This is a genomic window from Streptomyces sp. NBC_00310 (assembly GCF_036208085.1).
GTDB lineage: Bacteria > Actinomycetota > Actinomycetes > Streptomycetales > Streptomycetaceae > Streptomyces.
Genome location: NZ_CP130714.1, coordinates 800,070 through 815,550 on the forward strand (window position 1 = coordinate 800,070; position 15,481 = coordinate 815,550).

Consider the following 15,481-nt stretch of genomic DNA (forward strand, 5'->3'; position numbering starts at 1 on the left):
AGCCGCACACGGCGAACATCGGCATGGCCAGCAGGATGAACGGGTCGAGCACGGGCACGGAAGAATCTCTTTCCTGTTCCCAAGACCGATTGATTGGCTTTGGGTAGGTAAGACGTCCGGCAGGATTGTCGCCGTTCCCGATTGTGAGCCATATCGCAATTCAAGGAATGTAGCGGCCAGCAGGGGGATTCATTCTCCGCGGAAGGCTTCACCCTGCGAGGGAATTGCCTAGCCGCCGATCGCCGACATCGGCCGGTCCGGCTGGACGAACGTCGGGTCGTCCAGGCCCGCTCCCGCCTTCTTGCCCCACATCGCCTCGCGCCAGATGCGGGCGATTTCCTCGTCGCCGACGTCGGAACGCAGGGTTGCTCGCAGGTCTGCCTCCTCGCGGGCGAACAGGCAGGTGCGGACCTGACCGTCGGCCGTGAGGCGGGTGCGGTCGCAGGCCGCGCAGAACGGGCGGGTCACGGAGGCGATGACGCCCACTCGGTGCGGGCCGCCGTTCACCACCCAGCGTTCCGCGGGGGCCGAGCCCCGGGCCTGCGAGCCCTCCTCCGTGAGGTCGAAGCGGGTGCGCAGGGAGGTCAGGATGTCCCCGGCGGTGATCATGCCGTCGCGCTTCCAGCCGTGCTGGGCGTCCAGGGGCATCTGCTCGATGAATCGCAGTTCGTAGTCGTGCTCCACCGCCCAGGCGAGGAGGTCGGGGGCCTCGTCGTCGTTCAGGCCGGGCATCAGGACGGAGTTCACCTTGACCGGGGTCAGGCCCGCCTCCCGGGCCGCGTCCAGGCCCTCCAGGACGTCCTGGTGGCGGTTGCGGCGGGTGAGGGTCTTGAAGACGTCCGGACGCAGGGTGTCCAGGGAGACGTTGACCCGGTCCAGGCCGGCGGCCTTGAGGGCGCTGGCCGTGCGCTTGAGGCCGATGCCGTTGGTGGTGAGGGACATCTGGGGGCGCGGCTCAAGAGCCCCAACGCGCTCGACGATGCCGACCAGGCCGGGTCGCAGCAGGGGCTCACCGCCGGTGAAGCGGACCTCCTCGATACCGAGGGAGGTGACGGCTATGTCGATCAGGCGGACGATCTCGTCGTCGGTGAGCAGATCGGGCTTGGCCAGCCACTGCAGGCCCTCTTCCGGCATGCAGTACGTGCACCGCAGATTGCAGCGGTCGGTCAGCGAGACTCTCAGGTCGGTGGCCACCCGACCGTAGGTGTCGATCAGCATGTTCGTGAGACCGTTCCTGCCCCATGCCCCGCCGGCTCCGGCGCCGCCCCGGACACACGGTGGATCGGGCCGCTGACCCGGGCCAGAGGCAAGCCACTCGCTCGGCCGGCGTGGGCGATGATCTCGGCGGTGATGGAGATGGCTGTCTCCTCGGGGGTGCGGGCGCCGAGGTCGAGGCCGATCGGAGACCGAAGTCGGGCCAACTGCTCCGGTGTGACGCCGGCTTCGCGCAGACGGAGAAGGCGTTCTTCGTGGGTGCGCCGGGAGCCCATCGCGCCGACGTAGCCGACGGGCAGGTCGAGTGCCCGCTGCAGCAGCGGGATGTCGAACTTGGCGTCGTGGGTGAGCACACAGATCGCGGTACGGGCGTCCACGGCCGTATGTGCCAGGTAGCGGTGGGGCCAGTCGACGACCACCTCGTCGGCGTGCGGGAAGCGTGCCTTGGTGGCGAAGACGGGGCGGGCGTCGCACACGGTGACGTGATAGCCCAGGAACCGGCCGGCCTGGGCGAGGGCGGCGGCGAAGTCGATGGCGCCGAAGATCAGCATGCGGGGGCGGGTGGTGGCCGCGTGGACGAGGACGGAGAGCTTCTCGGGGCAGGTGTCGGCGTCTCCGCCGAGCGCGAGGCGTGCGGTGTGCCCGGTGCGCAGTTGGGCGGTGGCCCGGTCTGCCACAGCCCGGCCGGTCGGCCCGTCGCCGAGCGCGCTGTCGGCGATCCAACTGTCGCCGAGGACGCTCAAAGTGGCGCCGAGCAATCCCTCAGGCCCGTCCACTACCTGGGCGACGGCGGCCGGCCGGCCCTCGACCGCCTCGGCGAGCGCCGCACCGAGATGCGGATCGACGGCCGGATCGACACGCTGGACGAGCACGTCGAGTTCCCCACCGCAGGTCAGGCCGACGGCGAAGGCGTCGTCGTCGGAGTAGCCGAACCAGGCCCGCTGTGGGTCACCTTGCTCCTCGAGCACCTGCTGGCACAGTTCATACACCGCGCCTTCGACGCACCCGCCGGAGATGCTGCCGATGGCGTTGCCGTCGGCGTCCACCGCGACCGACGTCCCGATGGGCAGGGGTGCGCTGCCGGTGACGTCGACGACGGTGGCCAGGGCGAAGGGGCGTTCCTCGCGGCACCAGAGGTGCAGTGTGTCCGCGATGTTGAGCATGGGGTCTCCAGAGCAGACGGTCGCTGTCGCAGAAGGTGAGCGGGCCGCCGCCGCGTGGACGGGGGCGCATGCGCGGCGGCGGCCCGGGGGCGGCAGCCGTACGGGGGGTTCGGCTGCCGGACCCGTCCAGGGAGGCGGTGGTGTCAGAGCAACGCCTCGGCGGTGATGGGCAGTTGGCGGATCCGGCGGCCGGTGGCGTTGAAGACTGCGTTGCCGATCGCCGCTGCCACGCCCACTTGGACGACCTCGCCGAGCCCCTTGACGCCCAGCAGGTTGCCGGCGTTGTCCTCGCCGTCCAGGTAGATCGCCTTGATCTCGGGGACGTCGGCGTTGACGGGGACGAGGTAGTCGGCGAGGCTGGAGTTCACGATCCGCCCGTCGCGGTGGTCGGTGACCGTGTGCTCCAACAGCGCCTGGCCGATGCCGCCCACGATGCCGCCGAACGCCTGGCTCTCGGCGAGCTTGGGGCTGATGATCCGCCCCGCGTCGTACACGCCGAGCATCTTGCGCACCCGCACCAGTCCCAGGTCCGCGTCCACCGAGACCTCGGCGAAGGTCGCGCTGTAGGCGAAGTAGGCGGACCGCTCGGAGCCAGGTCCCTCGTAAGAACCGTTCGCCTCCAGGTGGGAGCGGTCGTTGCGGGCCAGCAGGCTCTTGTACGTCTCCCCACGCGCCGTGTTGTTCCGGTCGTGCAGCCGGCCGTTGCGTACGACCACGTCGTCCGCGTTCACGCCGTGCAGCGGTGACTCGCGGTCCTCGACGGCCAGCTTGATCGCCTGCTGCCGTACCTTGTTGCAGGCGTCGACGACGGCCGAGCCGACGCTGGCCATGGTCGACGAGCCGCCGTGCGGCGAGGTGAACGGATACTCCGAGTCCCCCAGCCGGAACGTGACCGTGCGCATGGTCAGCCCGAGGGCGTCCGCAGCGACCTGGGTCTGGGAGGTGTACGTGCCCGGTCCCATGTCGGTGGTGGCCGCCTCCACGACCGCCGTGCCGTCGGCATCCAGCCGCGTCCTGGCCTGCCCCGGATACCGCCCGCAGTCGTAGGCCCCGGCGGCCATGCCCAGGCCGATCAGCAGGTTCCCCTCCCGTGTGGAGCGCGGCTTGGGGTTGCGGCGGTCCCAGCCGAACTCGCGGGCGCCGACCGTGTAGCACTCGCGCAGCCGCCGGGTGGAGAACGGCTCGTTGGCCGACTCGTCCTCGGCCGGTTCGTTGCGCCGGCGCAGCTCGATCGGATCGATGCCGAGTTCGGTGGCGAGCTCGTCCATGGCCGACTCGATCGCGAACGACGCGGGGGCGAAGCCGGGCCCGCGCATCCAGATCGGGGTGTTCACGTCCAACGGCACCTGCCGGTACGCCTGGCGGACGTTGGGCATGCTGTACATCATCTGACCCGTGCCCAGGACTGCCTCGAAGAACGTCTCGTACGACGACGTCTCGTGGTCGATGTCGTGGATCGCGGCGTTCAGCCGGCCCCGCCGGTCGCTGCCGAGGCGCAGCCGGTACTCGTATGCCGGCCGGAATCCGGTGCCGAAGTACATCTGCTTGCGGCTGAGCACCAGCTTCACCGGGCGGCGCGTCACCCGCGCGGCCAGCGCGGCGACGATCGTGTGCGGCCAGCAGCGCAGTCCGCTGCCGAACCCGCCGCCGACGAACGGGTTGATGACCCGCACCGCGTCCGCCGCCAGGTCGAAGACTGCGGCTATCTCGTCGCGCGTGCCCATCACCCACTGTGTCTTGTCCCACACCGTGAGCCGGTTGCCTTCCCAGCGGGCGACGGTGGCGTGCGGCTCCATCGGGTTGTGGTGGTTGCGGGCCAGCTCATACGTCAGGTCCAGCCGTACGGCCGACGAACGCAGACCGGCTTCCGCGTCCCCGCGCGCATAGGGCGTTGGCTCACCCGGCTTGGCCTTGGTGATGTCGGTCGAGGGCTGCTCTGCGTCGTAGCGGACCTTGACCAGGCTTGCCCCGTGCTGCGCGGCCTCCAAGGTGCTGGCCACCACCACGGCGACCGGCTGACCGTGGAAGAGCACCCGGTCGTCCTGGAAGACCCGAAGCCTGCGCCCGGCCGGGTTGTTGGACCCGGCGTTGTCGCGGTACGGGAGCTTCGGCGCGTTGCCGTGGTGGATCACCCGCACCACACCGGCGTGTTTCTCGGCAGCGCGCGTGTCGATGGATCTGATCCGGCCGCGGCCGATGCTCGCGTCGACGATGACGGCGTGTACGGCTCCCTTGAGGTCGTGCTCGGCGGCGTACTCCGCTTTGCCGGTGACCTTCAGCACGCCGTCCACGCGGGACAGCGGTGCGCCTACGGCTGCCTGCGGCTGGGGGCTCATTCCATCTCTCCTACGGTGTGCAGCTGGCGTTCGACGGTCCGCTTCAGGAGCTCGACCTTGAACCGGTTGTGCTGAAGGGGGCGGGCGCCGTCGGCCGCGTGACTCGCGGCCTCGGCCCACAAACCGTCCGAGGGGCGCTCGCCGATCAGGGCCCGCTCGACGGCCGACAGCTTCCACGGCACCGTGGCCACACCACCGGCAGCGACCTTCGCCTCACGGATCACGCCGCCCCGGATGTGCAGGGCGACGGCCGCCGAGGCGAGCCCGAACGAGTAGGACTGCCGGTCGCGGAGCTTCAGGTAGGCCGACTTCAGCGGACGCGGATAAGCCCGGATCTCGACCGCCGCGATCAACTCGCCCTGCCTGATGGCCTGTTCGCGGTGCGGGGTGCTGCCGGGGCGGAGCAGGAAGTCGCCGAAGGGGAGGCTGCGCTCCTTGCCGTCCGGGGCCTGGAGGTGGACGGTCGCCTCCAGGGCGGTGAGGGCGACGGCGAAGTCGGAGGCGTGGGTGGCCACGCAGTGGTCGGAGCCGCCGAGGATCGCGTGGCCGCGGTTGTAGCCGTCCAGGGCGGCGCAGCCGGAGCCGGGCTCGCGCTTGTTGCAGTTGGCGGTGACGTCGCGGAAGTAGGTGCAGCGGGTGCGCTGCATGATGTTGCCGCCGATGGTGGCCATGTTCCGCAGTTGGGCCGAGGCGCCCCGCAGGGCCTGGGCGGCCACCGGGAAGAGGGAGTTGAGCTTGGGGTCGGCGGTGGCCACGGACATCGGGACGAGGGCGCCGATGCGGATGCCGCCGCCCGCGGTGGCGGTGATCTCGCTCAGGGGCAGGGCGCTGATGTCGACGAGCGTGTCGGGGGTTTCGACGGTCTCGCGCATCAGGTCGACCAGCGTGGTGCCGCCGGCGATGTAGCGGCCGCCGCGTCTGCCGGCGGCCAGGGCTTCCCGGACGCTGTCGACGCGGGTGTAGGAGAAGGGATGCATGGGGGCCGCTCCTTACTTGCGGGCGGCGGTCTGCTCGACCGCGCGCACGATCTTGACGTAGCAGCCACAGCGGCAGACGTTGCCGCTCATGTACTCCCGGATCTCCTCAGGCGAGTTGGTGTGGCCCTCCTGGATGCAGCCGACTCCGGACATGATCTGGCCCGGTGTGCAGTAGCCGCACTGGAAGGCGTCCTCGTCGACGAACGCCTGCTGCAGCGGGTGGAGTTCGTCGCCGTCCGACAGCCCCTCAATGGTGGTGACCTCTGCGCCCTCCAGCCGCACCGCCAGCGTCAGGCAGGAGTTGACCCGCTGCCCGTCGACCAGCACCGTGCACGCCCCGCAGGCCCCGGCGTTGCAGCCCTTCTTCGAGCCCGTCAGGTCAAGGTGCTCCCGCAGCAGGTCCAGCAGCGAGGTCCGGTTGTCCACTGTCACCGTCCGCCGGGTGCCGTTAACCGCCAGGGACACACGGCTGGAGGGGGCCGCACCCCTGCCGGTCGCTTCCTCGGCGCCGGCCAGGAACGATCCTCCAGCCACCACGACACCGCCCACCGCGACACCGGTGGCGATGACGGTGCGCCGACTGGGCCCCGAGGTGGACTCACCGGCTCCGGTGGGCGGAGAAACTGAAGAATCAGGGAGTTCAGAGGACATGCGTTCGCCTTTGCATCACGGACGGATCAGTCGTGCACACCAGCGGGAGACCCAGGCACGAGATCGACGCCACCGCGGGAGACTGGGTGACCGCTCGCCTCGACAGGGCGGCGGATCACGCGACGAGTCTTGCACCACGGGAGTCACCCATGGCAGGGAGAGTTTTGTCCCCCCTTGCTTTTCCTTGGCATTCCCTTGGTTTTTTGCCCGCAAGTAAGCGCTAGTATTACAGCCGGTTTTTTCCCGGTGAGTGAGCACGTGCGGCTCGGGCACGGTAGTGGCTGATGCGGGCCCGGACTTGGTGGCGGGTGCGCCAGGGGTGCCAGTGCATGGCGAGCCAGGTCCGGGCGGTGCGGGCGGGGGCTAGGACGATCCGGTCGTACAGGCGGCGGATCTCGTTCACGGTCGGGGGCCGGGTGTCGTCGGCGGGGCCGGTGTAAGCCGGCTCCGGACGGTGACCAGGACGACCATGGCGAGCATGCACACGGTGGTGTGCCGGTACCACGAGCACCACTTGCGTACCTCGTGTTCGTCCAGCCCCACCTGTCCCTTTGCGACCTGGAACGGCTCCTCCACCATCCAGCGCTGTCCGGCGGCGACGACCATCTCGGCCAGGGTCGTGTCCGGGTGGGTGTGGCACAGGAAGTAGGCGATCTCCCGGACGAGTTCGCCGGTCTTCCTGTCCTTCTTGTTGGGCACGGTCGAGCGGCGGATCAGCAGGTGACGCTCCAACCCCGTGGAAAAGGAGGCGAGTTGGACAGCGGCCCAGTCGTACTCGCGCGGACCCTTGGCGCCGTCCGCGCAGGACCAGCGCTCGAAGGCATCCTCCGGCACCAGCGCCCACAGCTCGCGAGTCTGCCGGGTGCGCCCGTCGGGCAGCGGCAGCACCTCGTCCTTCGGGATGGCCAGCACGTAGCGGACCTGGTGTTCCTCCAGCCAGGCGCGCAACGCACGGCACTGCCCGTAAGCCTCGTCGGCCAGGAAATAGGTGAACGGAACCGAGGCCGCCCGCGCGCTCCAGCATCCGCCGGGCCAGCTCCGGTTTGGTGGCCACCGCGCTCGCACGTTCGGGCGGGATGCCCTGCTCGGCGCAGCGGCGTTCGTGCTCCGCGGTGGCGCCGGCCCAGTGCTTGCCGAGGTAGAGCTCGCTGTCGACCAAGGTGCGGTCTTTACCGGATCCGGTGGCGCAAGGCACGCTGGCACTGCACCGAACTCGACTGCGACCGCCGCTCATTCACCGAGTCCATAGGCCAGGTACCCGCGCGGATGCGTACGACCGCGGCGTTTCGGCGGGCGGCTGGGGCCGCGGTGTGTGACGGCGGACGATCGGTGGTGCAGGCCGGCCAGGATCTGGGCCTGTCCTGGCCGATCGTGCAGCACTGCTTCGAGGACTACGCCGCGAAGGTCCTGCCCGAGGAGCCGCCGGTGACCGAGGCGATCGGGATCGACGAGACCCGGCGGGGCAAGCCGGTGTGGAAGCAGAACCCGGACACGGAGAAGTGGGAGCTGGTCGCGGACGCCTGGCACATCGGTTTCGTCGACGCGGTCGGCGGGCGCGGCCTGTTCGGCCAGGTCGAGGGCCGCAACTCCGCCTCCGTCGCCAACTGGCTGACGGCCCGGCCCGCCGCCTGGCGCGAGCATGTCCGCTACGTCGCCATCGACCTGTGCTCCACCTTCCGCGCCGCCGTCCACCGTGCCCTGCCGCACGCGGCGGTGGTCGTGGACTGCTTCCACATCGTGCAACTCGCCCAGCGCCACCTCGCCGGCCTGCGCCGACGCCTCACCTGGAAACAGCACGGACGCCGGGCCCGCAAGGGCGACAGCATCTGCAGCGTCCGCAAGCTCCTGCGCCGCAACAAGGAAGACCTCACCGACGAACAACGCGAGTTCCTCAAGACCGATTTGGAGTACATGGGGACCTACGGCCGACAGATCTATGCGGCCTGGCAGGGCAAGGAACTCCTGGGCGGCCTCCTGGGCCTGACCGTCACCCGCAGGCACGTCACCCCCGACCACTCCGCGATCCCCGCCGCCCGCCACCGCTTCTTCGCCCACGTCGCCGACCACGCTCACCTGCCCGAACTCGTCACCCTCGCCGAGACCATCGAGCAGTGGTGGGACGGCATCGAGACCTACCTGACCACCGGGATCACCAACGCCGCCTCCGAGGGCAATAACCGCCTCATCAAGCTCGAAGCGCGTAACGCCTTCGGCTTCCGGAACCGAGCGAACCAACGCCTCCGCTCACGCTGTGCAACCACCTGGCGAAGCCGACGGGAGGCACACCCCCACTAAATTCGAAGACCCAGGTTGCCCGGCGGCGGTGTTCTCGGCACGGATTCGCTCGACCACGCCGGGGAAGTCGTGGTGGAGTGTGTTCCGGGTGATGCCTGCGCGGTCGGCCAAGGCGGTGACGCTGGGCCGGATGAGCCCGACGCGGCGGTGAGTTCGGGCTGTCGTCGTGGTTGGCCCAGGGGCGGCGGTCACAGCGAGCGCGGTGCTACGGCCGACCAGAGGTTGACGGAGGACACAGCGGCGGGGCCGGGACACTCGTGCTGTCCCGGCCCCGCCGGTTCACCGCGCCGCGAGGGCGGGTGTGGTGCCCGTAGGCAGTGTGCCTGTCACCTCGACTGCGGTCACCGGACGGGGTTCCATCCGTCGTTGCCGGCCAGATACTTCTGGGCGGTGAAGTCGACGGCCTCGGCGTCGGTCAGCTTCGGTGCGTTCTGGACGCCGGCTCCGAAGCCGGAGTTCTGGTACTCCTTGAACCGGGCCCACGACCAGGGGTAGTCAGGGGTCATGTCGGTCCAGGGGTGCGTGTCGTTGACCTGGGGATACACCACAGTGTTACGGACTACCGCCTGGGGGTGGGCCTCCGGCACGTTGTGCCACGGCCGGCCCAGGTACATCGAACGAATGGGCGCCTGGCCGTCGCTGGTTATCTCGCTGTGGGTGATGAGGATTCCGTACTTCTTCCGGTAGTCGGTGTTCGGCGCCAGCACTGTGCCGCCGGGCCAGTAGAGCTCCTGGATCCTGGACCGGTCGATCACCGCCGTGGCGTTGCCGAAGATGAAGTCCACATCGCCCCTGATGAAGCAGTTGTAGAAGTACTGCCGGGCCTGGGTGGTGGGTGTCTCGCCCTTGACGAGCAGGGTGTCCTGATGGCTCCAGATCTCGACGTTGCTGTACACCTGCCGGTCGCCCATGGCGGCGATCGCGACGGCCTGGGTCTCGTACCCGTTGATCTCCGGGTGCGCGTTGCGGTCGAAGGTGTTGCTGATCCTGAGATTTTTGACGGTCAGGTTGGCCGGCCTGAAGGTGGCCACGGCGCTGCCCTGGGTGCCGTACTTCAGGCCGGTCGCAGGGTTGATCATCCCGTGGCACCTGGTGTTGTAGATGACCACATCCGCGGCCTTGCCGGTGACACCCTCGATCGTCAGCCCGCTTATGGCCTTCGGGACGCTGATGATCTCGTGGTAGACGCCGTTGTCGATGACGATGGTGTCCGCGCCGGTCTGCGGAGCGGCGTTGATCGCTTCCTGTACGGTCCAGTGGTCGCCGGTGCCCTTGGCCGAGACGAGCAGTGTGCCACCCTCGAGAAGTTCATCCCTGTGGCTGTTCGGGTGGCTGTAGGTGCCCTTGCCTGAGTGGTGGGCCAGGTTGAGTTCCCGCGCGAGTTCGCTTGCATAGCGGTAGACGGCCGCGCCGATCGTCAATGTCTGAGCGAGGACGGGAATCCCACTCAGGAACGCGTCCAGAAACGCGGCGCTCATCCGGGACCAGTTGTTGTGCTGCTCTTGCTGTTCCGGGGTGACCCTGTACGCCTGCCCTGTTCGAAACGCCTCCAGGGTCGCCTCCCTTTGCCTCCGGAACCGAGAGGCTTCGGAAACCCCCACGATCATCTGAAGGATCGCCGACGCCGCGACCCTGACGTAACCGACGAGATTGCTGTCTCCTGCCTGGAGCCTCAGCACGGCTTCGTTGAGGCTGGAGACACTGATCTGCATGTCGTCGCGGGTGGCGCCCTGTCCCCTCAGGGCGTCGTATCCGGCGAGCGTGTTGAACCGGGTGTTCGGCCTGCTGCTCGTGCCGCCTTGTGGTATCCCTCCCTGGCCGTTCACCAGGCCGGCCTCCAGCGGGAAGAAGGCGCCGAGCTGCACGACTCCGGCGCCGTCCTCGGTGCCTTGGAACCAGCCCATGAGGTAGGCGTCCGACCGGCGCAGGACCAGCCGGATGAGCTCGGGCCTGCCCCCCGCAGCGTGAAGATCGACGGTGATGTACGAGTTGGTCCCGCTGCTCTGGGTCACGTCGACGGGGTGCCCCGTGGAGACACCGCCTGCACCCTGGTCCCATACTCTGGTCCGGTGGTCGGAGACTGCCGTCGTGACGGCAAGGAGCATTTTGGCGTAGCCGAGCCTGTCGTCTTCGGGCTCACCGGTGATCCGCCACTCGACGTCCGCGCCGGTCGCGGCGCTCGCCATGGGGGCGGCGGCAACCACCAGGCCCAGACCGCCGCCGGCCACTACACCCGCGGCCGTCAGAGCGGCGAGAAATGACCTTCGGGAAGGTCCACCCTGCATCTCGGTCGTCACAAGAGCTCCTTTTTGTATGAGCGACGTATTGATTCGATTGCGGTGCGCGGCAGCTGCCGATCTTGACGGTGACCTTCATGCCGACTGGCCGGCACGGGGCGCTCACGCACTGCTGGCCGGACTGGCCGGCTGTCGCTTCCAGGTGCCGTGTGCGACAGGGGCGGAAGCAACTGACATCGGTCGGCGCTCTCCCGTCACAGATCCGGTTGCCGACCGCCGCCGTGGGGTGGCGGGGAATGGGGGCGCACGCCTGGGCGCAGGCCCGAAGGCCGCAGCGCAGGACGGCTCACCTTGGTGTATGTCATGCCAAAGACTCGGCGAGGGGTCCGCCCCGAGGCCATGGGTATTTGTACGGGCCCGGGCCCCGCCCTGGGCCCGGGTATTTCTACGGGGTTGTCCTACGGGGTGGGTGCCTGGTTCGCTGTCCACCAGGACGCGACCTGGGCGCGGGAACCGAAACCGAGCTTGGCCAGGATGTTCTCGACGTGGCCGTGGACCGTGCGCGGGGAGCGTCCGAGCGAGGACGCGATCTGCCGGTTGCTCATGCCCTTGGCCACCAGCGCGGCCACTTCCTGCTCCCGGGGGGTCAGCGGGCTCAGGGCGGGGGCTGCGGCGGTCGGCTCGGGTTCGGCACGCAGGAGGGCGTAGGCGATGGCCTCGTCGGGGCCGCGGTGGCTGCCGCCCTCCGCGAGGGCCTGCTCGTACGCCGCCGGGCCCAGCGCCCATGTGACGTCTTCCTCGCACTGGGCGTGCTGCTCGGCCATGTGCGGGCCGAACGTGGCGATGGGGGTGTCGATGTCCTGCCACAGGGCACGCGCGGCACCCAGCAGCCGCCCCGCCTGTTTGTGGTCACCGCCCGCAGCGGTGACCCAGGCGAGCTGTTCCAGCATCAGTGCGACCCTGAGGTAGTTGTTGAGGCCCTGCTCGTTCTCCAGCGCGGCCCGGATCATGACCACGGCCTCCTCCAGGTCGCCGCGCCTCCAGGCGTCGTAGCCGAGCGTCCACTGCGCCCGCGCGCGGGCCAACCGCACCTCATGAGCCTCGGCGAGGGCGAGCGCCTGCCTGCAGGTCTCCGTGGTGCGCGGATCTCCGAGGTGGGACTGGGCGGTGGCCATCTGGATCAGCGCGTAGACCGCCCCGATCTCCTCGCCTGTCCCCAGATGAGCGGCCACAGCCGCCTCGAAGAAGGACACGGCCTCTGCCAGCCGGCCGCTGAACAAGGCCAACGTCCCACGCAGGCTCTGGACGTGGGCGCACACCACCCGGTCGTCCAGCCGCTCGCCCAGCTCCGCGGCCTCGTCCAGCCATCGGTGCGCCGCGGCGTGATCGCGCTGCAGCACCGCCACCCAGCCGGCGACCCACAGCGCCCTGGCCCGGGCCGGACTGGGTTCGGGTGCGGCGGCGAGCGCCTGGTCGAGCCAGCGGCGTCCCTCACCGAGGAAGCTGCCCTCGCACCAGTGGAAGCGGAGCGCGGCCACCAGCGCCAGGATGGCCTGAGGGTCGCCGCCCTGGACCAGCGCCGCGCGCAGGTTGGCATGCTCGGCACGCAGCCGGGTCAGGCTCTCCTGCTGGCCGGGGCCGTACCAGCCGTCGGCGACGCGCTCGGCGAGGGCCAGGTAGAAGTCGTGGTGCCGGCGCAGCAGCTGCTGCTTCTGGCCGGACTCGGCGAGCCGGTCCCGCCCGTACCGGCGGATGGTCTCCAGCAGCCGGTAGCGCGGCAGGCCCTCCTGCTCGGTGGGCACGACGATCGACTGGACGACCAGCCGGTCGAGGAGATCGAGCACCTCGTCCCGGCCGATGTCGTCGCCCGCGCAGACGGCCTCGGCCGCGTCCAGGCCGAAGTCACCGGCGAAGACCGACAGCCGGTGCCACAGCAGCCGCTCGGCGGGGGTGCACAGCTCGTGGCTCCAGTCGATCAACGCGCGCAGCGTCCGCTGGCGCGGCCGGGCTACCCGGCTGCCGCTCGCGAGCAGCCCGAAGCGGTCCTCCAGCCGGTTCACCGCCTCGTCGACGGTCAGCATCCGCAGCCGGGACGCGGCCAGCTCGATGGCCAGCGGCAGCCCGTCCAGGACCTCGCACAGCCGGAGGACCTGGGCGCGGTTGCCGTCGGTGACCCGGAACTCCCTGCGCACGGCGGTGGCCCGGTCCCGCAGCAGCTCCACCGCGTCGTCAGGCGCCAGCGGAGGGACGGCGAAGAGGTGCTCGCCGTAGATTCCCAGCGCCCGACGGCTCGTCGCCAGAACGCGCAGCCCGGGGGAGGCCGACAGCAGCGCGTGTGCCAGCTCGGCACAGGCGTCGACGAGGTGCTCGCAGTTGTCCAGCACGATCAGTGGAGCGCGGTGGGCCAGAACGGCGGCGAGCTGGTCGATGACCGGCCCGGTGCCCAGGTCCGGCACCCCCAGCGCGGTCGCCGTGGCGTTCGCCACCAGCGACGGGTCCCGCACCGCCGCCAGATCCACCAGCCACACCCCGTCCACGAAGTCCGCCACCGACGCGGCCACCTCCAGCGCCAGCCGTGTCTTGCCCACCCCGCCCATACCGGTGAGCGTCAGCAGCCGCGTCGTCCCCAGCCGGCGGCGCACTTCGGAGAGGTCCCGGCGCCTGCCCACGAACGTGGTCAGGGTGGCAGGCAGATTCCCCACCTCTGATGTCCGGGTGGTCACGTTCGATGTCTGGGCGGTCACGTCTCTTCTTGCCTTCCAACGGCTCACAATCGTCCAGGAACATCAAGGACGCCTGTCTGCGGTGGCAGCACGCTTCATTGCGGGCGGTCGGGGTGCAGTCCTGTCGCCGTACCCCAGCTACCGTGCCCCATCCCCGCAACCGCCACGAAGGTGTCATCAGTGATATTCCGGTGTACGGTACGCATAGTGACGGAGTGGTCACAGTCGCACTTATATCGCTAAAAAGTATCCAGTGGATGATAGGCCCCAGGTGCGGTCTGTGACCAAGTCCTCATGAGTACCTGGGAGCAGCCCGACCTCGTACGGGCGGTGGGACCCGTCGGCGCTCGGTCTGGGAGGGGCCGTCACCGGCGCATCGGAGGGGGCGCGCCGGTGACGGCTCGCTGCCGGCCGCAGGCGGTTGGAGAGGGTAGGTCAGCAATCGCAGCCAGCAGCGAGGCCGACACCTCGCAACGGTGACTCATCCGGCAGTCGCGTCGGTAGGACGGGGCGGGGGTGGGTTCCCGGATCGTGGGTGATTTCGGGAAGGGCCTTGGGTCAAGGCCCTACCTCGTTGGCCCACCTCCGCGCCTCAATGATCTGGTCAACGACCTGCTGAAGGCAACCGGCTGATCACAACGCCACACAGGCCCTAGCTAGTTGTATTGCCCTGTGAGGTTGGGGACGCGGCTGGCGGGTGGTTTGCCTGCGAGCGCGGTGTGTCCGCGGTGGTGATTGTAGGTGTGCAGCCAGGCGGGAAACGTCTCGCGTCGTTCGGCTTCTGAGCGGTAGGGGCGGGCGTAGGCCCACTCGTCCAGCAGGGTGCGGTTGAAGCGTTCGACCTTGCCGTTCGTCTGCGGCCGGTAGGGCCGGGTTCGCTTGTGGGTGATCCCGGCCGCGGTGAGCAGGTCGCGCCAGTCGCGTGAGCGGTAGCAGGAGCCGTTGTCGGTCAGGACGCGTTCGACGGTGATCCCCGCCTGGGTGAAGAACGCCTGGGCGCGGGTCCAGAAGCCGGTGGCGGTCTCTTTCTTCTCGTCGGTGAGGATCTCGCTGTAGGCGAGGCGGGAGTGGTCGTCGACGGCGGTGTGCAGGTAGCTGTAGCCGGCGTTCGAGCGGGTCTTGCGGCCCGCTTGCCGGCCCAGGATCTTGTGTCCGCCGCCGTCGGGGATGTTGCCGAGCTTCTTGATGTCGACGTGCACCAGTTCGCCTGGCCTGTCGCGTTCGTAGCGGCGTATGACACGGCCGGTGGCCCGGTCCAGGTGCGTCAGGCGGGCCAGCCGGTAGCGGGTGAGCACGCGGTGCACGGTCGAGGGCACCAGCCGCAGCAGGTGCGCGATGCAGGCCGGTCCCCAGCGGCGCAGCACGCGGACCTTGATGATCCGCCGTTCTGTGCGGGTCGGGGTGCGGCGCGGGCTGGAGTGGGGACGGCTGGAGCGGTCGTTCATGCCTGCTTCGCCGAACATCCGGTAGCGGTCGGCCCAGCGCCGGGCGGTGGTCGGCGAGACCTGGAAGCGTTCGGCGGCCCGGCGCAGGGGCCAGCCGTCCTCGACCACGCAGCGGGCCAGACGCAGACGGCCGGTCTCGGTCAGGGGTGCATTACGGTGGGGCACGAGGGCCTTTCTGTTGCTGGTGCAGATGTCGCAATCCACACCAGGCCAGAAGGCCCTCACCCATTTCAAGATCAATCAGCCGTGATCCCTGTCACCGTCCACAACCTCCCGGGACAGAACACCTAGTGATGTCATCCACGCCGGCGACCACAAGGGTGTCGCCGCCGCGTTCGAGCAGCAGATGACGGTTGCGCAGCGGCTCCCAAACCAGTCGCAGAGCACGACCTGTCCACCGTCGGTGGGGGCACCTCAGGCCAGTGGCACTGGCTTCGCT

10 protein-coding genes are annotated in these 15,481 nt (G+C 69.5%); 1 reads left to right on the forward strand and 9 read right to left on the reverse strand.

What is annotated here, in order from left to right:
- Positions 1-228: 228 nt before the first annotated feature.
- The 6 genes from moaA to OG202_RS03475 all read right to left on the reverse strand — a co-directional run bounded on the left by moaA (position 229) and on the right by OG202_RS03475 (position 7,545).
- The gene (gene moaA / locus OG202_RS03450) at positions 229-1,218 is read right to left on the reverse strand and encodes a GTP 3',8-cyclase MoaA (protein WP_327731404.1); all 990 of its coding nucleotides are present in this window, start codon (positions 1,216-1,218) and stop codon (positions 229-231) included.
- Complete coding sequence (locus OG202_RS03455; protein WP_327731403.1) at positions 1,212-2,378, reverse strand: XdhC family protein; 1,167 nt, start codon at positions 2,376-2,378, stop codon at positions 1,212-1,214. Before OG202_RS03455 ends, moaA begins: the two co-directional genes overlap by 7 nt.
- A 143-nt stretch (positions 2,379-2,521) precedes the next feature.
- On the reverse strand, positions 2,522-4,714 hold the full coding sequence (locus OG202_RS03460) for a xanthine dehydrogenase family protein molybdopterin-binding subunit (RefSeq protein ID WP_327731402.1): 2,193 nt from the start codon (positions 4,712-4,714) through the stop codon (positions 2,522-2,524).
- Positions 4,711-5,691, reverse strand: a complete 981-nt coding sequence (locus tag OG202_RS03465) for an FAD binding domain-containing protein (protein WP_327731401.1) — start codon at positions 5,689-5,691, stop codon at positions 4,711-4,713. The genes OG202_RS03460 and OG202_RS03465 overlap by 4 nt, the downstream gene beginning before the upstream one ends.
- 12 nt (positions 5,692-5,703) lie before the next feature.
- Positions 5,704-6,342, reverse strand: a complete 639-nt coding sequence (locus tag OG202_RS03470) for a (2Fe-2S)-binding protein (RefSeq protein ID WP_327731400.1) — start codon at positions 6,340-6,342, stop codon at positions 5,704-5,706.
- 399 nt (positions 6,343-6,741) lie between these two features.
- On the reverse strand, positions 6,742-7,545 hold the full coding sequence (locus OG202_RS03475; RefSeq protein ID WP_328224645.1) for a transposase: 804 nt from the start codon (positions 7,543-7,545) through the stop codon (positions 6,742-6,744).
- Here OG202_RS03475 and OG202_RS03480 point away from each other — a divergent pair.
- Positions 7,519-8,637 carry an ISL3 family transposase gene (locus OG202_RS03480; protein WP_328224646.1) on the forward strand — a complete coding sequence of 373 codons (1,119 nt, stop codon included), beginning with the start codon at positions 7,519-7,521 and terminating at the stop codon, positions 8,635-8,637. The two genes, OG202_RS03475 and OG202_RS03480, sit on opposite strands and share 27 nt — an antisense overlap.
- Positions 8,638-8,978: 341 nt before the next feature.
- Here the strand turns inward: OG202_RS03480 and OG202_RS03485 are convergent, their stop codons facing one another.
- From OG202_RS03485 to OG202_RS03495, 3 genes are all read right to left on the reverse strand, one after another.
- Positions 8,979-10,934, reverse strand: a complete 1,956-nt coding sequence (locus OG202_RS03485) for a pectinesterase family protein (RefSeq protein ID WP_327731398.1) — start codon at positions 10,932-10,934, stop codon at positions 8,979-8,981.
- A 398-nt stretch (positions 10,935-11,332) separates the two neighbouring features.
- Positions 11,333-13,618 (reverse strand): ATP-binding protein, encoded by a 2,286-nt coding sequence (locus tag OG202_RS03490; protein ID WP_327731397.1) that lies wholly within the window; start codon positions 13,616-13,618, stop codon positions 11,333-11,335.
- 635 nt (positions 13,619-14,253) lie between these two features.
- Positions 14,254-15,207 carry an IS481 family transposase gene (locus OG202_RS03495; protein WP_327731396.1) on the reverse strand — a complete coding sequence of 318 codons (954 nt, stop codon included), beginning with the start codon at positions 15,205-15,207 and terminating at the stop codon, positions 14,254-14,256.
- Positions 15,208-15,481: the final 274 nt, after the last annotated feature.

What these genes read in the sequence shown, in the direction of transcription:
- OG202_RS03465 (WP_327731401.1), bottom strand. Translation starts at nt 5,691, where the DNA reads ATGCATCCCTTCTCCTACACCCGCGTCGACAGCGTCCGGGAAGCCCTG.
- moaA (WP_327731404.1), bottom strand. Translation starts at nt 1,218, where the DNA reads ATGCTGATCGACACCTACGGTCGGGTGGCCACCGACCTGAGAGTCTCG.
- OG202_RS03460 (WP_327731402.1), bottom strand. Translation starts at nt 4,714, where the DNA reads ATGAGCCCCCAGCCGCAGGCAGCCGTAGGCGCACCGCTGTCCCGCGTG.
- OG202_RS03470 (WP_327731400.1), bottom strand. Translation starts at nt 6,342, where the DNA reads ATGTCCTCTGAACTCCCTGATTCTTCAGTTTCTCCGCCCACCGGAGCC.
- OG202_RS03455 (WP_327731403.1), bottom strand. Translation starts at nt 2,378, where the DNA reads ATGCTCAACATCGCGGACACACTGCACCTCTGGTGCCGCGAGGAACGC.